Annotated in this window: 21 protein-coding genes; 14 read left to right on the forward strand and 7 right to left on the reverse strand. The window is 48.5% G+C overall.

All coding sequences use genetic code 11. The annotated features are described in order from the left end of the window. Positions 1-83 precede the first annotated feature (83 nt). Positions 84-692: a 30S ribosomal protein S4 gene (gene rpsD / locus BN54_RS01035; RefSeq protein WP_019205265.1), complete on the reverse strand. Its 609-nt coding sequence runs from the start codon at positions 690-692 to the stop codon at positions 84-86. Between the two features lie 300 nt (positions 693-992). On the opposite strand from rpsD, the gene ezrA reads away from it, so the two are divergent. From ezrA to thiI, 3 genes are all read left to right on the forward strand, one after another. Then, positions 993-2,702 (forward strand): septation ring formation regulator EzrA, encoded by a 1,710-nt coding sequence (ezrA, locus tag BN54_RS01040; RefSeq protein WP_019205266.1) that lies wholly within the window; start codon positions 993-995, stop codon positions 2,700-2,702. 207 nt (positions 2,703-2,909) lie between these two features. Then, positions 2,910-4,058, forward strand: a complete 1,149-nt coding sequence (locus tag BN54_RS01045; protein ID WP_019205267.1) for a cysteine desulfurase family protein — start codon at positions 2,910-2,912, stop codon at positions 4,056-4,058. 44 nt (positions 4,059-4,102) lie between these two features. Beyond that, positions 4,103-5,305 (forward strand): tRNA uracil 4-sulfurtransferase ThiI, encoded by a 1,203-nt coding sequence (thiI, locus tag BN54_RS01050; RefSeq protein ID WP_040469802.1) that lies wholly within the window; start codon positions 4,103-4,105, stop codon positions 5,303-5,305. A 174-nt stretch (positions 5,306-5,479) separates the two neighbouring features. On the opposite strand, the gene BN54_RS01055 is transcribed toward thiI, so the two are convergent. Beyond that, a complete protein-coding gene (locus BN54_RS01055; protein WP_019205269.1) occupies positions 5,480-6,808 on the reverse strand; it encodes an ISL3 family transposase in 1,329 nt (442 codons plus the stop codon). A 266-nt stretch (positions 6,809-7,074) separates the two neighbouring features. After that, complete coding sequence (locus BN54_RS01060) at positions 7,075-8,331, reverse strand: LCP family protein (protein WP_019205270.1); 1,257 nt, start codon at positions 8,329-8,331, stop codon at positions 7,075-7,077. Positions 8,332-8,532: 201 nt separating this feature from the next. Here BN54_RS01060 and BN54_RS09740 point away from each other — a divergent pair, with 201 nt between their 5' ends. From BN54_RS09740 to BN54_RS01080, 4 genes are read left to right on the forward strand one after another with little or no spacing between them, the layout of a single operon-like run. Next, positions 8,533-9,003 (forward strand): MarR family winged helix-turn-helix transcriptional regulator, encoded by a 471-nt coding sequence (locus tag BN54_RS09740; protein WP_019205271.1) that lies wholly within the window; start codon positions 8,533-8,535, stop codon positions 9,001-9,003. Further along, on the forward strand, positions 8,996-10,735 hold the full coding sequence (locus BN54_RS01070; RefSeq protein WP_019205272.1) for an ABC transporter ATP-binding protein: 1,740 nt from the start codon (positions 8,996-8,998) through the stop codon (positions 10,733-10,735). Before BN54_RS09740 ends, BN54_RS01070 begins: the two co-directional genes overlap by 8 nt. Next, positions 10,728-12,560 carry an ABC transporter ATP-binding protein gene (locus BN54_RS01075; RefSeq protein WP_019205273.1) on the forward strand — a complete coding sequence of 611 codons (1,833 nt, stop codon included), beginning with the start codon at positions 10,728-10,730 and terminating at the stop codon, positions 12,558-12,560. Before BN54_RS01070 ends, BN54_RS01075 begins: the two co-directional genes overlap by 8 nt. A 16-nt stretch (positions 12,561-12,576) precedes the next feature. Next, positions 12,577-13,611, forward strand: a complete 1,035-nt coding sequence (locus BN54_RS01080) for a serine hydrolase domain-containing protein (protein WP_019205274.1) — start codon at positions 12,577-12,579, stop codon at positions 13,609-13,611. Between the two features lie 72 nt (positions 13,612-13,683). On the opposite strand, the gene BN54_RS01085 is transcribed toward BN54_RS01080, so the two are convergent. The 4 genes from BN54_RS01085 to BN54_RS01100 all read right to left on the reverse strand — a co-directional run bounded on the left by BN54_RS01085 (position 13,684) and on the right by BN54_RS01100 (position 16,655). Then, positions 13,684-14,187 (reverse strand): DUF1440 domain-containing protein, encoded by a 504-nt coding sequence (locus tag BN54_RS01085; protein ID WP_019205275.1) that lies wholly within the window; start codon positions 14,185-14,187, stop codon positions 13,684-13,686. An 89-nt stretch (positions 14,188-14,276) separates the two neighbouring features. Next, positions 14,277-14,570 carry a hypothetical protein gene (locus BN54_RS01090; RefSeq protein ID WP_019205276.1) on the reverse strand — a complete coding sequence of 98 codons (294 nt, stop codon included), beginning with the start codon at positions 14,568-14,570 and terminating at the stop codon, positions 14,277-14,279. Between the two features lie 14 nt (positions 14,571-14,584). Beyond that, complete coding sequence (locus tag BN54_RS01095) at positions 14,585-15,316, reverse strand: type 1 glutamine amidotransferase (protein ID WP_040469675.1); 732 nt, start codon at positions 15,314-15,316, stop codon at positions 14,585-14,587. 1 nt (position 15,317) lies between these two features. Then, entirely contained in the window at positions 15,318-16,655 is a 1,338-nt protein-coding gene (locus BN54_RS01100; RefSeq protein WP_019205278.1) for a Mur ligase family protein, read from the reverse strand. A gap of 198 nt (positions 16,656-16,853) precedes the next feature. Between BN54_RS01100 and BN54_RS01105 the strand changes: the two genes are divergently transcribed. The 7 genes from BN54_RS01105 to BN54_RS01135 all read left to right on the forward strand — a co-directional run bounded on the left by BN54_RS01105 (position 16,854) and on the right by BN54_RS01135 (position 23,149). Then, positions 16,854-17,444 (forward strand): thymidine kinase, encoded by a 591-nt coding sequence (locus BN54_RS01105; protein WP_019205279.1) that lies wholly within the window; start codon positions 16,854-16,856, stop codon positions 17,442-17,444. A gap of 8 nt (positions 17,445-17,452) precedes the next feature. Continuing rightward, positions 17,453-18,535: a peptide chain release factor 1 gene (gene prfA, locus BN54_RS01110; RefSeq protein ID WP_191976442.1), complete on the forward strand. Its 1,083-nt coding sequence runs from the start codon at positions 17,453-17,455 to the stop codon at positions 18,533-18,535. Beyond that, positions 18,528-19,376 (forward strand): peptide chain release factor N(5)-glutamine methyltransferase, encoded by an 849-nt coding sequence (gene prmC, locus BN54_RS01115; protein WP_019205281.1) that lies wholly within the window; start codon positions 18,528-18,530, stop codon positions 19,374-19,376. The genes prfA and prmC overlap by 8 nt, the downstream gene beginning before the upstream one ends. Before the next feature lie 34 nt (positions 19,377-19,410). Then, positions 19,411-20,427 carry an L-threonylcarbamoyladenylate synthase gene (locus BN54_RS01120; protein WP_019205282.1) on the forward strand — a complete coding sequence of 339 codons (1,017 nt, stop codon included), beginning with the start codon at positions 19,411-19,413 and terminating at the stop codon, positions 20,425-20,427. A gap of 101 nt (positions 20,428-20,528) precedes the next feature. Then, a complete protein-coding gene (gene upp, locus BN54_RS01125; protein ID WP_019205283.1) occupies positions 20,529-21,164 on the forward strand; it encodes a uracil phosphoribosyltransferase in 636 nt (211 codons plus the stop codon). A gap of 129 nt (positions 21,165-21,293) precedes the next feature. After that, a complete protein-coding gene (locus BN54_RS01130) occupies positions 21,294-22,406 on the forward strand; it encodes a YibE/F family protein (protein WP_019205284.1) in 1,113 nt (370 codons plus the stop codon). After that, on the forward strand, positions 22,403-23,149 hold the full coding sequence (locus tag BN54_RS01135; RefSeq protein WP_019205285.1) for a YibE/F family protein: 747 nt from the start codon (positions 22,403-22,405) through the stop codon (positions 23,147-23,149). Before BN54_RS01130 ends, BN54_RS01135 begins: the two co-directional genes overlap by 4 nt. Positions 23,150-23,158 lie beyond the last annotated feature (9 nt).

Below are 23,158 nucleotides of genomic sequence, written 5' to 3' on the forward strand. Positions count from 1 at the left end.
AAAGCTTTTGGCGGCTTTCTTTTTTTGTGCAAAAAAAAACACCGGCAAATTTGCCGGTGTTTGGGGTAACCGTCCTAATGGGATTAGTGACGGTTGTAGAATTCAACGACGAGGGCTTCGTCGATGTCAGCATTCATGTCTTCCCGGGCTGGGAGCCGCGTCAAGGAACCTTCCAGCTTGTCAGCATCAAATTCTACGTAGGAAGGACGAGCGACAACAGCTTCAACCGCGTTCTTGATGATTTCCAAGTTCTTGGACTTTTCGCGAACGGAGATTACTTGGCCTACCTTAACTTCGTAAGAAGGAATGTCAACCCGCTTACCATCAACCATGATGTGGCCGTGGTTAACCAATTGACGAGCTTGGCGCCGAGTAGTGGCTAACCCAAGCCGGTAAACCATGTTGTCCAACCGCCGTTCCAACAGGATCATGAAGTTCGTACCGTGAGTACCTTCCTTGATCTTGCCGGCCCGCTTGAAGAGGTTGCTAAATTGCCGTTCCGTCATCCCGTACATGAAACGCAGCTTTTGCTTTTCGCGCAATTGCGTCCCGTATTCAGAAATGCTCCCACGACGGTCGTTCCCGTGGTCACCAGGAGCGTATGGGCGCCGTGCTAATTCCTTACCAGTACCAGAAAGTGAAACCCCAAGACGACGGGATAACCGCCAGCTTGGACCAGTGTAACGTGACATAATTAAATTCCTCCAAATATTTTGAATTGGAGTAAAATAAGCCGATTGTATGGTTCACATTCGTGCAGCCTGATCAGATCGTTCACCCTCGCAGCTGGGGTACTAGAAACACCAAGTTGGCATCAGGCTGTTGACGAGCTTGCTCCATACTGCTGCATTATTTTACACAAGAAGTATCATACAATAAGCTCAAGACCTGCGTCAAGCAAAAAAATAGTTGAACTTGCCCTAGCAAGACCCGAAAGCTTGAGCTGTATGCTATACTGAGACTAAGGATTTTCTTATGTAGGTGGGATAAACATGGTACAAGTTTTAATTGGGGTGCTGGTAGTGGCGTTAGCAGTCATTATCGGATTGTTTGTTTACCAGCGCCAAACTTTAAAGCGGCTGGCTGACTTGGAGCAGCGGTTGGCCGCATTGAAATTGTCACAGATTGACACACGCTTAGGGCCAGATAAAGTTAAGGCCCTAATGGGGGAGTCACTCAAATCGTTTACGGAGTTGCGGGAACGCTTTGATCAGCAGTTGCAACCAGCCGTTAAAAAGGCAAAGGAACAAACCGCGGTTTTAAGCAATGAAGCAAAGACGACGGCCCTGTTTACAATTAACGGCGCAGTGAAGGACTTAGCGGCGCAGGTTCAAAAAGTTGAAGCTGAATACCAACGTATTAACCAGGCGTTGGATCAATTGGACGCGGCGGTAAAGGATCAAACGGTGGCGTTAACCAAATTGCGCAAAACGTACAATGACTACGGCCGCAAATTAGATGAGGAAGCCTTTGCGTACGGTGAAAGCAAAGCCGCTTTACATGATCGCTTAGTTAGTTTAGAAGAAAAGTTTGAACGCTTTGCAACGATTGCCAACCAAGGGGATCATGAGGCGGCCCAAGAAATTTTGGATGATTTAAAGGCGGAAACGGCAGTCTTTGCTGATTTGTTGGACACGGTGCCCCAACTCTATAAGCCTTTGTACACCACTTACCCTGACCAATTAAGCGAACTGGCGAACGGCTATCAACAACTAAAACAAGAACACTACAATTTTAGTGAAGCTGACCTCTTGGTTAAAATTCAGGATTTGGCGGAGGAGCAAAAGTTTGCCCTTGAAAAATTGGCTACCCTTGAAATTGCGCCGGTAAAGGCTGCTAATGAACATTTAGCGCCAGCCATTGATCACTTATATGAAGTAATGCAAACAGAGTTGGATGCCCGGCCCCAAGTTGCTCAGCTTTTGACGCCCACGCTTGATCACTTGGCGCATGCGGAACAGCAGAACCGGCAGTTGCTAAATGAATTGGACAAATTGAGCTTGAGCTATACGCTGAATCACAATGAAATGGCTGACGCCCGGGGGTTAAATGAGCAACTCCGGCAGTTGCGGGCAGAACTGACTGAGGCCCAACAAGCTGTCGATGCACAAACGGCGGTGGACAGTCAGGTGCTCAAGCAGCTGCAAGCAGCGGAAGAAGAATTGGCGGCGATTGAAAAGCAACAAACTGAAATCAATCATGGGGTGGTTGGTTTACAAGAAGATGAGCAACGCGCTCAAAAAGCCTTACAACGGTTTGCAGTAACGTTAAAAACGACGAAGCGCCGGGTCGAGAGTTTAAATTTACCCGGGATTCCGCAAGCCTACTTGGATTACTTTTTCGTTGTGGCTGGTGAACTAAAGAAGTTGTCACAAGCGATGGATCGGCCCCAAATTGATATGGAAGAAATTACCAAGCAACTCTTGATGGTGCAAGAAGATTTGCAAACCCTCCAAGAAAAAACGGATGAATTGCGTGACAGTGCTGAATTGACGGAGCGGATGATTCAATATGCGCACCGCTTAAGCGTAGACCACGAGTCAATCGAAGCGGCAATTCAAAAGGCCCAGACCCAATTTGATCAGTATGAATATACGGCGAGCCTCGAAACGATTGGGACGGCGATTGAAGAAGCCGAGCCAGGAGCTTTCAAACGGTTAGAGCAGAGTTACTTTGACGAAGTTGATCACGCAACGAATTAATTTTTTGATTTAGAACCAGTTGGCTTTTAGTCCAGCTGGTTTTTTTGTATAATGATTGTCGTTTAGAGTTGAACCGGGGATTTTTAGATCCCACCTTTTGACTGGGTCACCATGTTTTCTAACCAAGGTTAGCGAAGGTAAAACAGTCAAGTAGATCGCGGGTAGCTAGCAGCCCCCGTTGGTCTAACGACATGAGGAGGAACGTTTTTGATTTACTTTGATAATAGTGCCACGACACCGGTTTGGCCGGAGGTCCTCGCAACTTTTGATCAAGTTACCAAGCAAATTTGGGGCAATCCCTCGAGTTTGCATAAGCTAGGCGAGCCCGCTTGGAATCTGTTGGAGCAGTCGCGCCGCCAGATTGCTCAACTGTTAGGGGTCTTACCAAGTGAAATTATTTTTACTTCGGGGGGCTCCGAAGGGGATAACTGGGTAATTAAAGGAACGGCCTTGGCGAAGCGGCAGTTTGGTAAACACATTATTACCTCGAGTGTAGAACATGCGGCGGTGCGCAACGCCATGGCCCAATTAGAAGAGTTGGGGTTTGAAGTAACTTACTTGCCCGTTGACCAAACTGGTCGGGTCAAGCCAGCGGATGTACAGGCGGCCTTACGCTCAGATACAATTTTGGTATCAATTATGGCGGTAAACAATGAAATTGGCACGATCCAGCCGATTAAAGAAATTGGCGAAATTTTGCAAGCCTATCCGCGGGTCCATTTCATGGTGGATGCCGTGCAAGCGTTGGGAAAGGGCTTAGATGACGTGGTCTTTTCTGACCGGGTGGATTTTGCCACTTTCTCGGCGCATAAATTCCATGCTCTGCGCGGGACCGGCTTTGTGTATGCCAAGCAAGGTCGCCAGTTAGCGCCCCTGATTAACGGTGGGGGCCAAGAACGGGGGCAACGTTCCGGAACGGAAAACGTAGCCGGCTTTGCGGCGATGGCCCGGGCGATTCGGCTGGTGAAGGAAAAAGAAGCCCAAAGTGTTAAACAAGAACAAGCCGTCCGGACGGCGATCTTTAAGCACCTCCAGCAATTTGACCATGTATATCTTTTTTCGGATCTAACGCCCCAATTTGCTTCGCACGTTTTGTGTTTTGCCATTGAAGGCGTGCGCGGCGAGACGGTCGTGCATGCGTTTGAAGATCACGACATTTATATTTCGACGACCAGTGCCTGCTCGTCGAAAAAACAGGCGGAAGCCAGCACGCTTGCGGCGATGAAGGTGCCGACCAGACTGGCTGAATCAGCGGTGCGCATCAGTTTAGGGGATCAGAATACGCTGGCCGATGCCGTCGCGTTCAATCAGGCTTTTGACCAGGTTTACGCCGGTTTCCAAAAAATTATTGATTAAGGTAAGGAGGGGATTTTTTGGCACAACTCCAATACGATGAAATTATGGTGCGCTACGGGGAACTTTCCACCAAGGGGCGCAATAAAAAGAACTTTATCGACCGCTTAGGTAATAACGTCCGGAAAGCCTTGCATGACTTTAGCGAAGTAAAAGTTCATGCAAATCCCGATCGGTTGCACATTATTTTAAACGGGGCGGACAGCACGGCAGTGATGAAGCGCCTAAAGTTGGTCTTTGGGATTCAGACGTTCTCGCCGTCCCTGCGGGTTGAAAAGGATTTTGCGGCGGTTTGTCAGGCGGCGAAGACTTTGATTGAAAAGCAAGTCGATCGGCCAATGACGTTTAAGGTTGAAACCAAGCGCAGTGACCATGATTTTGCCATGGGAACCTTTGAAATGAACCGGGAATTGGGCGGTTATCTGCTGCAAGAATTTCCGGAGTTACTAACGGTTGACGTGCATCAGCCGGATATCGAAGTCCGGGTTGAAGTCCGGTTGAACGGCATTTTCTTAACCAGTGAAATTATCAAGGGGGCTGGTGGGTTACCAGTTGGGACCGCTGGCAAAGGGATGATGATGCTTTCTGGGGGGATTGATTCGCCAGTGGCAGCTTACTTAGCCTTAAAGCGGGGCGTCTCCTTGGAAATGGTCCACTTCTATAGTCCGCCGTATACGAGTGAACAGGCTTTGGCCAAGGCGAAGGAATTAACGGGAAAACTGGCGCAATATGCTGGGAGTATCCGGTTTATTCAAGTTCCGTTTACGGAAATTCAAGAGACGGTGAAGGAAAAAGTGCCGGAAGGTTATTTAATGACGGTTCAGCGGCGCTTCATGTTGCGCTTGGCGGTCGAATTAGCCAACCGCCGGCGGGGACTGGCGATCTTTAATGGTGAATCCCTCGGGCAAGTGGCTTCCCAAACGATGGAATCGATGCGGGCAATTGAAGAAGTCACGAACATGCCGGTTCTCCGGCCGGTCTTGTCTTATGATAAGACCGAAATTATTAAGATTGCTGAAGACATCGATACTTACGAGCTGTCCATTTTGCCGTACGAAGATTGTTGTACGGTCTTTACTCCGCCCTCGCCGAAGACAAAGCCGAATATGGCAAAAGCCGCTAAGTATGAAAGTTGGCTGGATGTTGATGGCTTGATGGAACGCGCTTTAGCGGGGATTCAAATTGAAGAAATCCACGCGGGCCAAGAATTCTTAAATCAAAATGAGGATGTCTTTGCGGAATTACTGTAAGTAAGGGCAAATTCGGTTTCTTGCTTGCATTTAGCTGGGTTTCTTGGTATATTTCTAACCGGAGGAGAAAATCCTCTCTCAAAAACATCTTTTGTCGGGAAGTATGGTTCTTCGTCAACTGGTACTGATGAACTTTTAGAAGAATAATTGGTCTACCCCCACAGCTGCCTTTTTTCAGGCAGCTGTTTTGACGTTAAAGTATGGTGATTTAGCGACTAGTAGAATTCGAAGACGGAAGTTGGGGAAGCTCCGGAAACCAAAGGCAACTCGTTTGATCGTTTTAATGACGTTGTTCGTCCCTTCTAACGAGCCATTATTGTAAGGTTGTTCAAAACTACGCTCAATTTCTTCACGGTGATTCCGTAGCGTGCGTTGGGCCTTTTGACAAGGTTTAGGCAAAGCTGTCAGCTTGGTTTTTAATAACTCTGCCAAGACTTCTGAACTTTGAAAATGAAGGGCACACAACAGTTGTTGGTAGTAGCCATACGCCGTACTAAGCGCGTCACTCGTAGCGGTCAGCCGATCGATCACTTCCCGTTCATTCAACTGGGCGCCACCAAAACCAGTTCGCCGCTTAAAATCGTGCCAGTTGAGTTTGGCCGCATCCTTAACCAATAAACGCCAATAGCGTTTTAAAGCGCGGGCCAGCTTATCCTTAGAAGGCAAAGCCTTCATAGTTTGGGTACGGACTTGGTTCAATGCTTGGTAAGCTTGAACCACGACGTGATAGCGATCAGCGACAATAGCGGCATTGGGAAAAAGATCTCGAATCAAGGACCGATAAGGTTGATAGAGATCAACCACAATTAATTTAACTTTGGACCGGACTGCATACTCATACCGATAGAAATAATTGCGCAAGCAAGTGTTGGTGCGGGATTCAATCACATCAATCAATTCATGGGTTTCCCCATTCATTAAAGCCATACTCATCCCACTCGTCGCAAAGCGACCAGCTTTAAAGTCATCAAGGGCTAGGACTTCTGGCAGCCAATGACGCTTGGGACGAAATTGGCGTTTTAACTGGCTCATTTGACGATAGACCGTCACTTGCGAAACGTGGAGTTGATTGGCAATATCCTTAACTGAATGAATTTCAGTTAAGGCCAACAGCATGCGCTGTTGGACATTAGGCATGATTTGATGATTAACATTAATGCCTTGAACCCGGGCCAGGTCTGTGACTAAGGTGGGACATTCCGCACTAATGGGGCAGAGATACTTCTGTTTAGCAATTACGAGCACCAATGGTCGGCCACTAATTTCGAGTCCCCGCAGATAGACCGTTTTAAAGCCATTTTTCCGCATTAATTGACCGCAGACGGGACAAGCATTGGGATAAGATTGACGAAGATAAAGTTCACAGTGTTCTTGGCGAGCAAACGGGTGCCGGGCGGTCGGATTGGCGGGAATAATTTTAAGTCGATCATCTTCGGCTACGCGAGGATCGAAAGTAATGAGATTATCTGTTAAACCGGTTAAGCTTTTGATATAATTATTCATTGAAGACGGTCCTTTCTTTAGTTACTGAAGAGCGGGGGTCAGCCGTCTTCTTTTTTTGTACATACAAAACCGTAATTAACAAAAATGGTACTAACAGGATTTTACTCCCATCAGTACCAAATATTGTAGAACCGGAAGTATTCAAGAGACTCCGACATCCATTCGCCCCCAATCGGCTCTCCCCGGTTGGGGGTTTGTCGTTGCATTACGAAAGGCGCTGCCAAACTGAGCTAAGTCAGTTTCGCAGCGCCTTTTGGCTAATATGCTTAATTTCCTAAAGTTGGACTTGATTTCAGCATTGAATTCCCCGTTGACAACCAGTTATTGGAACTGGTCGTAGTACTGATGGTGGTTGCACTTGGCGTCCCACTGCCCGGGACGTTGTAAGTAGCATTATTCGGTAAGATAAAGTCAATATTATTGTAACCATCGTAATTGGTTTGCATGTTATACATCCGGGTTTCGATATTGGTAACGTGCTTGGGCTTTAAGCCGAGTTGTAAGCGGACCAAGCGTGAGACCCGATTGATTTCCTTTGGAGAAGCAATTTGGAAGGAGGCGCCATCAATCATCGCATTCTTTCCTTGGAAGTGGTAGGTAGCCACGTTGTTCATTGCGACCCGGTAATTGGTAAAGAGCCCCCCGATGGAGTCCATTGGCACATCGGTCTTGATACCGTCCTTTACGGCGCTCAAAATTTTATTGGCCGCTGATAGTGATCCCTTGTGTTTAAAGGTATTTACGACGCTCTTCATGACCTGTTGCTGCCGTTTTTGGCGGCCATAATCATTGTTCGGGTCATCATAACGCATCCGCGAATACTTTAAAGCTAAGGCCCCGTTTAAATGTTGCTTGCCCTTCTTGAAGTGATGGCCTTCATAGGTAAAGGCAAAGGGGTTATCAACGTCAACCCCGCCAACGGCATCCACGACTTTTTCCAAAACGCCCATGTTAATGACCGCGTAGTAATCAACCGGGACGTCTAAGAGCTCTTCGACTTGCTTAACGGTTTGCTTAGCGCCGCCGATTGAATAGGCCGCATTGATCTTAACGTAATCAGCGCCTTCGCTAGTGTCGACTCTGACCAAGGTATCCCGTGGGATACTGGTCATGGTAATCTTTTCTTTTTTGGGGTTAATTGTAATTAATTCAATGGTATCGGTATTGCCCCCCTTGTTTCCCCGGTCAAGGGCGCCGACGTCCGTTCCCAAGGCCAAGACGGAGACGGGATCCCCGTTGCGCAGCTTGGTATCTAATTTTCCATCTCCAGTGGCAAAAATCCCTTCGGCTGTAGAATGCAGTTTAGTATACTCGTAACCTCCCAAGGCCAAGAATAGCAAAATAATTGCTAATACGACCCGCCGGACCCATTTAAACGCATCGCCGTGATGGTGGGGGCGTTGCGGGGGCCGGGGGGGCTGATTGCCATTGCCACCCTGTTGTGGGGTTTGGGCGACCCGCTGGTTAATACGGTGTTCTAATTCCCGGCGGTAAGCAGCGCGGGTTTCTCGTTCATCATTCATTTCAAGTTACCTCAGTCAAATAAAATTACTAACTCCTTTACGTTATCAAAACCGTTATCGCGCGTCAATTTGCTCAGCCGGATTTAAAAAAGATGTAAAAAATGCTGGTTAAGCTTGCTTGACAGGTCGGTAAAGGGGGGTATACTCAAATTCGTTAGATTTCTAATAATTAGATACCTAACTAAATTTAGGAGGGCTTTAATGAGTAATCAAGAATTAATGCAGAGTTGGTGGCAGCTCCGGATGCAAATGGGGCGGTTGATGCAAGCGCGGCATCGCAAGGGGCGAGGAACCGGCCTCCGGGGACGAGACCGGATTATCGGCCTCGTGAGTTATGCCGGAACGTCCCTATCCCAGCGGGAATTAGCTGACCGGGTTCATTTGAAGCCGGGGTCATTAACGGAAGCGTTGAACGGGCTAGAAGCGGATGGCTATGTGCAACGGACCCGCGATCCGTTTGACCGCCGAATTTTACGGGTGCAGTTAACGGCCAAAGGTCAAGCTCGCGCTAAGGAGATCAAGGCGGAGCACGATCAGTTTGTGGCGCAATTATTTGCACAAATTACGCCAGCGGACAAGGCAGTTTTGCAGCGGATTTTGCAGCAAATGATTGAAAACATCAAAACTTATGATGCACAGATCAGGGACGCAAAGGGGGATGACCATGCTTAAAATTGCCAAGCGGAACTTGGAATGGTTACCGACGTTACTGGCGGTTGTATTTTTATTGGGGCAAGTATGTGCTGATCTTTACTTGCCAACGATTACGGCGGAACTGATTGACCGGGGCGTGGTGAAAAATGATTTAGCCTATATCAAGCATGCCGGTCTGATTATGTTGGGGGTCGCCTTACTCGGGCTGTTGGCTGCGGCGGTTAATACCTATTTCGCGTCAACCCAAGCCATGCGGGTCGGCCAAAAATTACGGGCCCAAATTTTTGCCAAGGTGTTGCAATTTTCAAACCAAGAAGTCAGCACCCTTGGCGATTCATCATTGATTACCCGTTCAACTAATGATATTGTCCAGATTCAAACGGTAATGTTTCAAACTTTGCGGATGATGTTGCAATCACCAGTGATGATGTTGGCAGCGATTGTCTTAGCTTACCACCGGGAGCCCAAGCTGACGGTCATTTTTTTAATTAGTTTACCGATTTTGGCCCTCACCGTTGGCAGTGTGATGCGACGGGCGATCCCACTGTTTCGGAGTATTCAAAAGAAGACGGACCGGATCAACTTAGTTTTTCGGGAAGGACTGACGGGGGTCCGGGTGATCCGGGCCTTTAACCAAGATCAACGCGAGCAAAGCCGGTTTCAAGCCGCAAATGAGGATTACACCCAAACGGGGATCAAGGCCTATACCTTAGTGGCGTTCCTTTTTCCGGTGATGACTTTGATCTTAAGCCTGACCAACGTGGGGATCATCTGGTACGGTGCGCATTTAATTGCCGAGCGGCAGATGCAAGTTGGTAATTTGGTTTCCTTTTTGACTTACGCGGCCCAAATCTTATTTTCCTTTATGATGTTGGCAATGGTATTTGTTTTTGTCCCCCGGGGGGCAGCGGCGGCCAAGCGGGTGAACGAAGTATTGGATTATCCGATTGTGGTGCAAGAGCCTAGTCAAGCGCAAGCAGTTGCTTTACCACGTGAAGCAGCCAGTTTAAGCTTTAACCACGTCAATTTTCGTTACCAGGGCGCAGAAAAGCTTTCTTTAACAGACGTTAGCTTCATTGCGCCAGCGGGGACGACGGTGGCCATTATTGGGGGAACCGGGTCGGGAAAGTCGACCCTGGTCAATTTGATCGATCGCTTATTTGACGTTGAGAGTGGCCAAATCAAGATTGGCGACCAACCAATTAATCGGCTGCGGTTACACGATTTACACGCTTTGGTATCAATTACCCAGCAAAAAGCGGTGCTGTTTTCGGGGACAATCCGCTCCAACTTGCAATTTGGTAAACCGGACGCAACGGATGAGGAAATTTGGCAGGCCCTCAAGGTAGCCCAAGCCCAAGATTTTGTTCAAGCGGCCGGGGGCCTGGATGCCGTTGTCGAACAAGACGGGGCAAACTTCTCGGGTGGTCAACGCCAACGGTTGGCGATTGCTCGGACGATTATTAAACCGGCAGCGGTTTACATTTTTGATGACTCTTTTTCGGCGCTTGATTTTAAGACGGATGCGCAATTACGGCACGCCTTGCAGACTGCTAAGCACTTACAACCGGCGGTGAAGGTAATTGTGGCCCAGCGGGTCTCAACCGTTGCCGATGCAGATTTAATCCTGGTAATGGAAGATGGACACGTGGTTGGTCAAGGTGATCATGCCACCTTAAAGGCAACTAATCCAACCTACCAAGAAATTATTGCTTCGCAGTTACAGAAGGGGGATGAAGCAGATGCATAATCGCCATCGGGGACCAGCGGAAAAAGCAGTCGCCTTTTGGCCGACTGCCAAGCGGCTCTTAACTTACCTGAAGCCTTGGCGCTGGGCGATGCTATTTGCGGTCGTGATGGCCATTGGTTCAGTGGTAACATCAATTATTGCGCCGAAGATTTTAGGGGAAGCCACCACTACGATCTATGACGGCCTGATGAAGGGCTACGCGCAGCTTAAGGCGGGCCAAGCAGTGGCGAAAATGCCGATTGACTTTGCCAAAATTGGGCGGATTGCGGGGGTAGTCTTAGCCTTGTACTTAGTATCAGGACTCTTTAGCTTTGCTCAACAGGCCATTATGACCCGGGTTTCGCAGCGCGCGGTCTACAATCTGCGCCGCGATTTAAAGGCCAAGCTGGCGCGGGTGCCCGTGAAGTATTATGATACAACCAACAATGGTGAAATTATGAGCCGGATGGTCAATGATATGGATAATATCGCTTCGGCTTTACAGCAGGGGATTATCCAATTGATCACCAGTTTATTGACGATTTTAGGGGCCTTGATTTTGATGCTGTCAATCAGTTGGCAATTAACCCTGGTTGCTTTGGTTACCGTACCACTGTCAGCGGTAGTGGTCGGTTTTGTTGCCCCGACAGCGCAAAAATTATTTGCTAAGCAGCAAGCGGCTTTGGGAACGATTAACGCCCAAGTGGAAGAAGTGTACGCTGGCCATACGATTGTGCGTGCCTTTAATCACGAAGCAGATGAAGCCCAAAAGTTTGCCCAGGCCAATCAAAAATACTACCAAGCCGCCTGGCGGGCGCAATTCTTTTCGGTGTTGATTTTTCCGCTAATGAATTTTATTAAAAACATTGGCTACCTCCTGGTCGTGGTGATTGGGACGATCCGGGTTGCGCATGGGCAGTTGACCTTGGGGAATGTGCAGGCCTTTATTCAATACGTCAATCAATTTACCCAACCCTTAACTCAGTTAGCGAATTTGTCCAGCACGATTCAACAAACAATCGCTTCGGCCGAACGAATTTTTCAGGTCTTGGACGAACCAGAACTGTCACCAACGGTGCACCCGGCCACGCCGTTGGTTGCAACAGCCCCAATGATTGAATTTAAAAACGTTTCATTCGCCTACCGGCCGGAGGAACCGCTGATTGAAAACTTTAATTTAGTTGCCCAACCCAATGAAATGGTCGCCATTGTTGGACCAACGGGGGCGGGGAAAACGACCATCATTAACCTGTTGGAACGTTTTTATGAGCTCGACCACGGACAAATTCTTTTGAAGGGTCAAGATATTCAGGGCATGCCCCACGAAGAATTGCGCAGTCATATGGCGATGGTCTTGCAAGAAACCTGGCTGTTTACGGGGACGATTTTTGATAATATTAAGTACGGTCGTGAGGATGCCAGTGATGAAGAAGTCTATCAAGCGGCCCGCTTGGCCCGGGCGGATAATTTTATTCGTGAGTTGCCGGAAGGGTATGCGACGATCCTGGATGAAACTGCTTCAAACATCTCCCAAGGCCAACGGCAGTTGTTAACGATTGCTCGGGCCTTTCTAGCGGATCCTGAGATCTTGATTTTAGATGAAGCCACCAGTTCGGTCGATACGCGGACCGAAGTTTTGATTCAACGGGCGATGCGCAAGTTGCAAGAGAACCGGACCAGCTTTGTTGTAGCCCACCGGCTGTCAACGATTCAAAAAGCGGAACAAATTATTGTTTTGAACCAAGGGCACATCATTGAAACGGGGAACCACCAGACTTTAATGGCAAAGCACGGCTTTTACGCGGATCTGTACAATAGCCAATTTATGGGGAAGCAATTAAGTTAGGAAGAAGATGGTAGCAGTGTGGCAAGATAAGTACCAACAAACTTTGGCCCAATTGGAAGCGTTGGTCCATGATCAAGTCGTCCCGGCGCTTTCCTACGCGCTATTTGAAGGAGAACGGGTTTGGACCAAAGAGCAAGGCTGGGCCCAATTACAGCCGACCCGCGAAGCGTTGCAGCCGGGAATGTTTTACGATTTGGCCTCGTTAACCAAGGTGTTGGCAACGACGCCGGTAATCGCCTGGTTGGTACAAGAAGGGCAATTGCGCTGGGATGATCCAGTTCAAAAGTACCTCCCTGAACTCAAGGGCCAAAGCGTAACGCTCCGGGAATTGTTAACCCACACGGCGGCAATTGAAGGCTATATTCCGCACCGGGAGCGCCTAAACCAAACGGAGCTGTTGACGGCTTTGTTACAAACGGAGCAGTTTGGCCCAAATGCCAAGCGCAATATTTGTTATACCGACTTGGGGTTGATCTTTGCCGGCTTAATTGCCGAACGAGTTACGGGGGTGCCCATTCAAACGTTGGCAACCCGCGTCCTGTTTACTCCCCTTGGTTTAGCGTCCGAACTCACCTTTCGGCCGCAGCCAAATGAGACGGTGCCAACGGCCATTACGGCGCACCGGGGCTTGTTGCGGGGGGAGGTACATGATCCCAAAGCTGCGGTTTTAAAAGAGCACTGTGGCAGTGCAGGGTTGTTCGGGACGTTAACCGGGGTCCTGACCTATGTCCGGGCTTTAATAACAACGAATTTAAACGGGCTCCTCACGCCGGCCAGTGTTGCGATGATGTTTAGCGACCAAACCGCCTTACCCGGTGAACACCACCGGGCGATGGGTTGGAAGCTGTTCACCAGCCGGGGGACGCCCCGCCACCTGATTGCAAGCCATACCGGGTTTACAGGGACCTTTTTGTTGATTGACCAGCAAACCAAGCAGGGATTGATCGGGTTGACGAATCGCGTTCATCCGACTGGGCATAATCAAGCCTACCTTGTTCGTCGCGATCAGCTTTTTGCTACCTACTTAAATGAACAAGCCCGGCTAGAATAAAAAAGTGGCCGCCTTGCGCCCCCTTATCAAGAAGGGAGCCAGCAAGGCGGCCACTTTTGTGCTGAATTAAAGTTAATCCGCGTGGTGATTAAACTGTTGATAGAGTTGCGTCGCCATTAGGTCGGTTGACCACATCCAAACTGCGTGGCCTAAAATTTCGGAGACGTGCTCTTCAAGGGGTTGGTCTTTCGCGGCTGGGACAGTTCCCAAGCGGGGCATTAACTCAACGTGGAAGGCATCCCAAACGGCTAAGCCAAATGGGACGCCGCGGCCAGTTTTAAGCCACGGCGCCAACTGGCCTCCGACGCTGTACAGGGCCCCAAAGCCAGCCGAAAAGCCAAAATGGACCAGATAACTAACCCATGGCAACTGGTGGCCAGCGTAAGTGTAGGTCGCGTGGGTAACTTCACTAGGCACCCCAAGTTGTTCCAAGAGCTTTTGGGGCGGATTAGTCGCATCCCGTTCGGGTGTCCGCGGGGGCATAAGATTTTCCCAGCCTAGTTTGACCAAGCCAGAAACTAAACCGGCTGCAATCCCAGCGGCCACTGCGGCCTTCAAATTAATTTTTTGTGCCATTTTGTCACCTCATTCTTCGATGAAATTGATTACAAAGAAAAATTTATCATAATTAATTTCAAAAGGCGATCAATTTGCTTGTTATCAACTTAACTAAGCCGGCGATCTTCCTGATCCAAGCGCATTACGACTAAAGTTTCACAAAGCACTAACACGCACGCTAAGGGCATAAACAGGTGCTCAGGTAAGATTAAGGCCGCGAGAACCAATAGCCATGAAAAAAGATTCCACCGCCGTTCAAGCCGCATGACTTTAGCGAGGCGCGCCTGTTCAGCCGGCTGACGAACGGTGGGAGCTTTTTGGGAGAGCCGGGAATACAGGCGGATTTCCCAAAAAGATTCCGCAAAAAAGATCAGGACCATTAAAGTGGAAAAAAGATTCATTTTGGGGCCTCCCGTTAGAAAGTGGGAGCGATTTTCAACGCTTTTTGTTGGCTGAAGTCAGCCGTTGGATATTTTAATTCCAGGGCTTGCAGCAGCATTCGCTTCGCCAGTTCACCGTTGCGCGTTAAAATCGGCCCGTGGAAGTAGGAACAGTAGGTATGCTTGTAAATGGCGCCCTCGGTTTGATCTTCGCCGTTATTGCCATGCCCTTCTTGCACAATCCCCAAGGGACGCTCTTTAGGGCCTAAAAAAGTTCGCCCGTTGTGGTTTTCAAAGCCATGGTAAAGTTGGCCTGTTTCCTTATTTTTAATCGTAATGTCGCCGATGAACCGGGTGGCATTAGCGCTGTCGGTCCGCTGTTGGCTTTGCGTCAGGGTGTAGTGATCTAACGCGCCCGCGCCAGGAATTTTTTGACCATTGGCGTCAACGTAGTATTGGCCCAGGAGTTGATAGCCCCCACAAATTGCCAACAGCGGTTTATCAGCTTCGATAAATTTCTTTAATTCCGCCGCTTTATGCGGTAAATCTTTTGAAACGACGAGTTGTTCATAATCTTGGCCACCGCCGAAGAGCGCTAAATCAAAGTCATCGGCGTGAAAATCTTCTTCAATACTGATTAGTTGCACTTCAATCTCAGCACCCATTTGTTGGGCATAGTACTTTAATGCCAAAATATTGCCCTCATCACCGTACGTATTTAAAAGATTACCGTAAAGGTGCGCCAAGCGTAAATGATATTGCGCCATCTTAATCCATTCCCCCTTTAATGTAGCCATGGTCCGCCAGTTCTTTGCGTAGTTGCAGGACCGCCGTGTAAGTTGCCAGCAAGTAAACATGGCGGGTTGGCATCTGTTTGATGTCGTCAATCACCTTGGTCAGGTCTGGTTCATGCGTATTTAATTCAATCCCCGCCATCGTCAGCCGGGTGGTGATATCTTTGTAGCGTTCACCACCGGTCATAAAGTAAGGGATTGCGTGATCTTTGAGCTTTTCAAATTGCCCATCCCAAATCCAACTGGTATCGATGCCATCCGCGTAGTTGGCATTTAAAAGAAAGCCAAAACTAAATGGTTCGGGATCCGTTAAGATCATGTCCAAAACTTGGTTCAGGCCCACCGGATTTTTCACTAGAATCAAGGTGACTTCTTTGTCAGCAACTTTAATCATTTCTTGGCGGCCAAAGACCCGCTCATCAGATTCAAAGGCATGCTTGATCTGAGCTTGTTCAACCCCCAAAAAGCGTCCTAAGGCATAAGCAGCCAGCGCATTGTAAATATTGTATAAACCACCAATCCCAATTCGGTATTCTTGACCGTCCAATTCGAAAGTCGAACTGGTTGGGGTCAGTTCGGTCAGCTTGGTCACGGTATAAGTTAATTGGGGCCGAGCAAAGCCGCAGTGCGGACAGAAGTAATCCCCTAAGTTAGCATAGGTCCGTAAGTGGTAATGCAAGATGTGCTGACACTTGGGACAAAGCAAGCCATCTGTATTGGCTGGCGCCATGTAGTCGCCCTTTTCAGTATGGTCAAAGCCGTAGTAAATGGTCGGATTAGGTAAGGACTTGGTATTAAAAATCTGTTCGTCCCCATTTGTAATAATGGTAGCTTGAGGAGCCAATTTGATCCCCGCCAAAATTTTGTCGTAAGTGGTATAGATTTCACCATAGCGATCCATTTGATCACGGAAGAGATTGGTAATTACAAAGGCAATCGGCGTAATGTATTGGCAGACCCGGACCACGTTGGCTTCGTCGACTTCCAAGACGGCTAACCCCTTGTGCTTGGGCCGGGGAGCGGTAATAAATGTGGTGACGATCCCTTGAGCCATGTTAGAACCAGTAGGATTGGTCAGGACCTGCGGATATTTTTCCTTGAGGACCCGGACACTTAAGGCCGTGGTTAAGGTCTTGCCATTGGTCCCGGTCACGATCACCAGGTCGTATTTTTGGCTGAAGGCTTGGAGAATATTGGAATCCAGTTTTAGCGTGATTTTTCCCGGCAGGGAGCTGCCCCCGTTGAAAAACTTGTGTAAAAACCAGTAACTGGATCGGCCAGCGGCTTCAGCAATTGAACTTTTGAGCGACATAAGGCGCCTCCTTCATTTCGCAATAATCACATTTAGAAATTATAAGCGTTCTGGTATCAAAAGAAAAGCAATCCCTTCTTTGACTTAGTTCCAAGGATTTTACCAGATTTTTTTAAGCTTCCCGGCGAAGACGGTTTAAAAATGGGGCAATCTTCGCTATAATATAGGTCACTATGCAATTAAAAAAGGGTGAAAGAATTGGCACAGCTGTTTTTTAAATACGGAGCAATGAATTCCGGCAAGTCAATTGACATTTTAAAAGTCGCACACAATTATGAAGAACAGGGCAAACCAGTGCAACTTTTGACCAGTGGGGTTGATACCCGCGCGGGGCGGGGGATTATTGCCTCTCGTATTGGGTTAGAACGCCAGGTCACGCCAGTGATGATGGATACTGATATCTATAAATTGGTTAAGGCGGTTGCCCACCCCCTTTATTGCGTGTTGATTGATGAGGCCCAGTTTTTAACCAAGGCGCATGTTTTGCAACTGACCCGGATTGTTGATGAATTAAAGATTCCCGTGATGGCCTTTGGGTTAAAAAATGATTTTAAAAATGAGCTGTTTGAAGGTTCCAAGTACCTTTTGATTTATGCCGATAAAATTGAAGAGATGAAGACAATCTGCTGGTTCTGTAAACATAAGGCGATTATGAATTTACGAATTCACGACGGTCAGCCAGTTTATGAAGGCGAGCAGGTCCAAATTGGGGGCAATGAGTCCTACTACCCAGTTTGTCGCCATCACTACTTCCACCCCGCATTATCCACAGGACAGGAGATTGATTAAGAATGCAAATGAACGAAATCTTTGATAAGTTACAAGCGGTCGCAGATCGATACGATGAATTAAACGAACTGATCTCTGATCCCGAAGTGATTGCTGACAGTCAGCGGTTCATGAAGCTCTCCAAGGAGGAGGGGAGTTTACGGGAAACGGTTGAAAAATACCATGAGTACCAAACGGTGACCCAAACGATTAAAGATGACGAAGAGTTGTTGCGGGAAACCTCCGATCCCGAATTAACGGAAATGACTAAGGAAGAATTGGCTGAAAGTAAAGCCCGCCAAGCGACCTTGGAAAAGGAACTGGAAGTGCTATTGATTCCTAAGGATCCCAACGATGATAAAAATATCATTATGGAAATCCGGGGAGCCGCTGGTGGGGATGAAGCGTCCTTATTTGCCGCTGACCTTTACGGGATGTACTTGCGTTACGCGGAAAAACAAGGCTGGAGGGTTGAAATCATCGACCAGACCGAAACCGAAGTTGGTGGGTTTAAAGAAATTGCCATGATGATTACCGGGGAAAATGTTTACTCCAAGCTGAAGTTTGAAAACGGTGCGCACCGGGTCCAACGGGTCCCAGTTACGGAATCCGCGGGGCGGGTCCACACGTCGACGGCGACCGTTGGGGTCATGCCAGAAGCTGAAGACGTTGAAATTGAAATTGATCCGAAAGACATTCGGGTTGACGTTTACCGTTCTTCTGGGGCCGGTGGGCAACACATCAACAAGACTTCTTCGGCGGTGCGGATGACGCACTTACCAACGGGGATTGTGGTTGCGATGCAAGATGAACGGTCGCAGCAACAAAATCGGGCCAAGGCCATGCGGATTTTAAAGGCCCGGGTTTATGACTACTACCAACAAAAAGAGCAATCCGCTTATGATGCCCAACGCAAAGATGCGATTGGGACCGGGGACCGGTCAGAACGGATTCGGACGTACAACTACCCGCAAAATCGGGTGACGGATCACCGGATTGGGTTGACCTTAAACAAATTGGATAAAATTATGGCCGGCGATTTGGATGATATTGTTGAAGCGCTGATGATTGCTGACCAAACCCAAAAGTTGGAGCAATTGCGTAATGAGTAAGTGGACCTATTTTGAAGCCCAGCAGTGGGCTTCTTCTTTTTTGAAGGCAGCCGGAATGGATCCGGCCACCCCGCAATTTATTTTAGAGATGATCCATGACTGGAAACTAACGGATTTGGTCTTGCACAATCGGGAGATTATGCCCGCTGATGAGGCGTTTCGGTTTACGCGGGCGGTTGAGCGGATTGCCAATGCTGAACCAGCCCAGTATGTTGTTGGCAAGGCGCCCTTTTTTGGTCGGGTGTTTGTGGTTAATCGGGACGTCTTAATTCCAGAAAGCGAAACCGAAGAATTAGTGGAGTGGGTATTAGCGACGATGCCTGCTGATCGGCCTTTGCGCGTGCTAGACCTAGGAACTGGCAGCGGAGTGATCGGGATTACTTTGGCCTTGGAACGCCCCCGTTGGCAAGTGACCTTGAGTGATATTTCAACCAGTGCGTTGCGAGTTGCCTTGGCTAATCAACGTTTACACGGAACCAACCTGCGGCAAGTCGAAAGTGATCTGTTTGCGGGCTTGGCCGGGCAAAAATTCGATTTAATTGTAACTAATCCCCCTTACATTGCCGTTGATGAAGTCAATGAGATGGATCGTTCAGTGATCGAATATGTCCCCCCGTTGGCCTTATTTGCTTCAGAAGGGGGCTTAGGCTTTTACCGGCGCCTGTTTACTGAATTACCAGAACATTTGGTACCTGGTGGGGTCCTCTTTGGTGAGACGGGGTATAAGCAAGAGCAGCGCATTCAAGACTTGTTCCACCGGACAGTCGCGGATGGCCAAATTCAAACCAAGCATGACATGGCCGATCGGATGCGGATGATTCGGGTGGACCTTGGTAAATAAGGAATAAAAGATCAGAAAGGAAGTCAATGGCATTTTGAAGACACAAATTTTTTCTCCGGAGGAAATTACCACCGCTGCCGCTACGCTTCGCGCGGGAGAACTGGTTGCTTTTCCAACTGAAACGGTGTATGGCCTTGGGGCGGACGCGACGAATGAAGCAGCGGTGAAAAAGGTGTACCAAGCTAAGGGACGGCCCAGTGATAATCCTTTGATTGTCCACGTGAATTCCGTTGCAATGGTGGAACAATATGCCGCCGAAATTCCGGCGGCAGCCCGGCAATTAATGGCCCATTTCTGGCCCGGCTCATTGACCATCATTTTGAAAATTAAGCCCGGCGTACTGTCAAAAACGGTGACTGGCGGTTTGTCAACCGTTGCTTTTCGCTACCCAGACTGTGACCCGACGCTCGCCTTAATTAAGGAAGCCGGGGTTCCGCTAGTCGGACCATCTGCCAATACTTCAGGGAAGCCGAGTCCAACTACGGCCCAACACGTTTATCATGATTTGGCCGGCAAGATCGCCGGGATCTTAGATAACGGTCCGACCCGGGTCGGCGTAGAGTCGACGGTTCTGGATCTGTCGACGGCGCAGCCGGTAATTTTACGGCCGGGGGCGGTAACCCAAGCCGACATTGAGGCAGTAATTGGCTCGATCGAATTGAACCATCACCAAGTTAAGCAAGATGAGATCCCCAAAGCTCCCGGAATGAAGTATAAGCACTATGCCCCGAATGCGCAGGTGTACATGGTGCGGCCTGATGCGGATTGGCAGCAAGTCAAGCAATGGTTGCAAGAGCAGGCGGCCCCGGTGGGCGTGATGGCTACTGATTCGATTTTGCAGCAACTTCAATTGCCAGCAACCGATTTGACGTTTTCGTTAGGAACGGATGTAACGACGGCTGCCCACCGTTTGTTTGATGGGTTGCGGACCTTTGATCACCACCCAACGATCAAGCAGATTTTGGTGCAGGCGTTCCCGGCAACCGGCTTGGGCTTAGCTTATATGAACCGCTTGAATAAGTCAGCTGGGGGACAATACTTCAAGTATTAAGTGGTCTGAAACCGGTAGCAAACGAAAATAGTCGGAATTTTATCCCGCAAGCCGGTTGGTTTTTGGTACAATGGTTGAGAAACCAAAAGGGAGTGTGTATCATGGGCAAATTTGAAGTATTGGATCACCCACTGATCCAACACAAGTTAACGATGATTCGGGACAAAAAGGTTGGGACGAAGGCCTTTCGCGAGACGGTCAAGGAACTCTCAACATTAATGGCGTACGAGGTTTCGCGTTCAATGCCGTTAAAGGACGTGGAAGTTGAAACGCCAATTGCCAAAACGACCCAAAAGGAACTGGCTGGCAAAAAAGTCGCGATCGTGCCAATTCTGCGGGCAGGGATCGGTATGGTTGACGGGATGACGGAATTGATTCCGGCGGCCAAGATTGGCTTTATCGGGATGTACCGGGACGAAGAAACTTTAAAGCCCCACGAATACTTTGTTAAGTTGCCAAATGATATTTCAGAACGGCAATTGTTTATTGTGGACCCCATGTTAGCTACCGGCGGGTCCGCGATTATGGCAATTGAAGCCTTGAAGAAGCGGGGCTGTGCGGAAAAGAATATGAAATTTGCCTGCTTAGTTGCAGCCCCAGAAGGGGTTAAGGCCGTGCGGGATGCGTTCCCCGATGTTGACATTTACACCGCGGGCTTAGATGAACGCCTGAATGAAGATGGCTACATTGTTCCTGGTCTTGGCGATGCCGGTGACCGGTTGTTTGGGACCAAGTAAGCATTTAGCAAAGTCCGAAGATCATTTTGATGGTCCTAGGGCTTTTTTCTTATAAAAGGCTAAAAGTGCCCCTTAAGTTTGTTAAATGGGTGTAAACTCAGAAGGAAATTTAACTTGAGGTGAACGAAAATGAAGAAATGGCTGACCAAGCGCCGCCGTTGGCTCTTGGTCTTTTTGGGTTTAATGGGCCTGGGTTTGTGGTGGTTTACTGGTCACGACCAACGCCTGTACCAGACACCGCTTGCGCGCGTTGAGGCGGTTCGCACCCTTAACACTACTAGGACGCAAGATCAGTTTGAAAACCAGGACCAAGAAGTGACCCAACGCTTGCGGCTCCGGCTTTTAAACGGACGGCAGACAGGAAAAACGTTTGAAATTAACAATCAGTATGTGAAGTCGATGGGATTGAACCAGGCCTATCGTGTGGGGGATGAAGTCTTTTTGACCCAGTTGCAGACCGCCCACCGACCGTACCGGGCGACCCTTGGTGACCGGAAACGTGATCGAGCCGTCATAATGTTGTTCTGGCTGGTGACCGCGCTCTTGCTGTTAACCTTGGGCCGGGCAGGCGGCTTTGCCTTATTATCAGTCTTGATCAATTCCGTGGGGTTAGGGCTGGCAATTGAACTGGATTTGAAATTTCAAAGTTGGAACGCGTTCTGGTTGTTTGCCAGTTTGGCGGTCCTCTTTGCTTTTAGCAGCCTTAGTCTGGTTTTAGGGTGGAGCAAAAAGATGGTTGCGACCTTGGTTGCAACCTTTTTGGGAACCGCAACAGCAGTCGGCATCAGCTATTTGCTTTTGCAAATGACGGGTGAACGAGGGGTTTATTATGAGTCAATGCAGTACGTGACACAGGTTCCCCGGCCGTTATTTTTGGCTGAGACGCTGTTGGGGTCGTTAGGAGCGGTGATGGATGAAGCAACTGATATCATTGCCACATTGTTTGAATTAACTACCTTAAATCCTGCAATTGGCGTGCGTGAACTGTTTCTTTCTGGTCGCAACGTGGGAAAGTCGATTATGGGACCGTTGGTAAATGTGTTGTTTTTGATTTTTATGGCGGATACCTTCCCGTCTGCTTTGTTATATTTAAAAAACGGCAATTCCTTAGCCTATACCTTTAATATGAATATGAGCCTGGGAATGGTCCAGAGCTTAGTTTCTGGGATTGGGATCGTCTTAACCGTTCCGCTGGTAAGTTGTTTTGCCGCCCTGTTATTAGGAAGGAGGAAGGTAAAATGACAACGATTACGGCCTTAGGCTTAGTTTTGTTGGGGTTAATGGTTTTAGTGGGTGGCAAACAAGGTTGGCTGGCCTTTTTGAGCTTTTTGCTTAATTTTGGTTTCCTATATTTAACCATCTTATTGATTGCGTTGCAGGTTCCGGCGGTTTGGGTGGCAGTTGGCAGCGGACTGGTGGTGCTAGCAGTGACAATCTTTATGGGAGAAGATGATTTGCAAGTTGCGCTGCCGGCCTTTTGGACCGCCTGCTTGGTTGCAATGATCATGTTATTGGTCATAATTGGGGTTGAACATGGGGTGCAGGTACAAGGTTTTGGTTTGGAAGACAGTGATGATTTAGAGGGGATGTCGTTGACGATTGGGGTTCCTTTTTTATCGGTGACGATTGCAGCCGCTTTTTTGGCGACTTTAGGTGCGATTGCTGAAGCCGCAATGGCGGTTGCAGCTGGCTTGGCCGAAATTTTGCAAAAGCACCCGACCCTGCCGGATCAACGTTTGTTTCTCAATGGACTGGCGATTGGCAGACAAATTATTGGGACGACCTTAAATACCTTATTTTTTGGGTTTGTGGGGGGCTTATTGGCCCTATTGATTTGGTTTTTTGGTTTGCATTACACGTGGGGCGCGGTATTGAACAATAAGATTTTTGTTCATGAGTTGACCCTGGTCTTGATTTCCTTTTTAGCGGTGATTGTTACGGTGCCGACGACGGCGTTGGTGATGATTCGGCGGCGACATGTGTAAAGCTAATTG

It is taken from the genome of Limosilactobacillus ingluviei str. Autruche 4, from assembly GCF_000312405.1.
GTDB classification, from domain to species: Bacteria; Bacillota; Bacilli; order Lactobacillales; family Lactobacillaceae; genus Limosilactobacillus; species Limosilactobacillus ingluviei.

Bases quoted from the DNA above. Each gene is read 5' to 3' on its own strand.
- ezrA (WP_019205266.1), top strand. From the start codon at position 993: ATGGTACAAGTTTTAATTGGGGTGCTGGTAGTGGCGTTAGCAGTCATT.
- BN54_RS09740 (WP_019205271.1), top strand. From the start codon at position 8,533: ATGAGTAATCAAGAATTAATGCAGAGTTGGTGGCAGCTCCGGATGCAA.
- BN54_RS01095 (WP_040469675.1), bottom strand. From the start codon at position 15,316: ATGGCGCAATATCATTTACGCTTGGCGCACCTTTACGGTAATCTTTTA.
- BN54_RS01070 (WP_019205272.1), top strand. From the start codon at position 8,996: ATGCTTAAAATTGCCAAGCGGAACTTGGAATGGTTACCGACGTTACTG.
- thiI (WP_040469802.1), top strand. From the start codon at position 4,103: ATGGTGCGCTACGGGGAACTTTCCACCAAGGGGCGCAATAAAAAGAAC.
- rpsD (WP_019205265.1), bottom strand. From the start codon at position 692: ATGTCACGTTACACTGGTCCAAGCTGGCGGTTATCCCGTCGTCTTGGG.
- prmC (WP_019205281.1), top strand. From the start codon at position 18,528: ATGAGTAAGTGGACCTATTTTGAAGCCCAGCAGTGGGCTTCTTCTTTT.
- BN54_RS01060 (WP_019205270.1), bottom strand. From the start codon at position 8,331: ATGAATGATGAACGAGAAACCCGCGCTGCTTACCGCCGGGAATTAGAA.
- BN54_RS01055 (WP_019205269.1), bottom strand. From the start codon at position 6,808: ATGAATAATTATATCAAAAGCTTAACCGGTTTAACAGATAATCTCATT.
- BN54_RS01085 (WP_019205275.1), bottom strand. From the start codon at position 14,187: ATGGCACAAAAAATTAATTTGAAGGCCGCAGTGGCCGCTGGGATTGCA.
- BN54_RS01135 (WP_019205285.1), top strand. From the start codon at position 22,403: ATGACAACGATTACGGCCTTAGGCTTAGTTTTGTTGGGGTTAATGGTT.
- prfA (WP_191976442.1), top strand. From the start codon at position 17,453: ATGAACGAAATCTTTGATAAGTTACAAGCGGTCGCAGATCGATACGAT.
- BN54_RS01090 (WP_019205276.1), bottom strand. From the start codon at position 14,570: ATGAATCTTTTTTCCACTTTAATGGTCCTGATCTTTTTTGCGGAATCT.
- BN54_RS01100 (WP_019205278.1), bottom strand. From the start codon at position 16,655: ATGTCGCTCAAAAGTTCAATTGCTGAAGCCGCTGGCCGATCCAGTTAC.
- upp (WP_019205283.1), top strand. From the start codon at position 20,529: ATGGGCAAATTTGAAGTATTGGATCACCCACTGATCCAACACAAGTTA.
- BN54_RS01130 (WP_019205284.1), top strand. From the start codon at position 21,294: ATGAAGAAATGGCTGACCAAGCGCCGCCGTTGGCTCTTGGTCTTTTTG.
- BN54_RS01075 (WP_019205273.1), top strand. From the start codon at position 10,728: ATGCATAATCGCCATCGGGGACCAGCGGAAAAAGCAGTCGCCTTTTGG.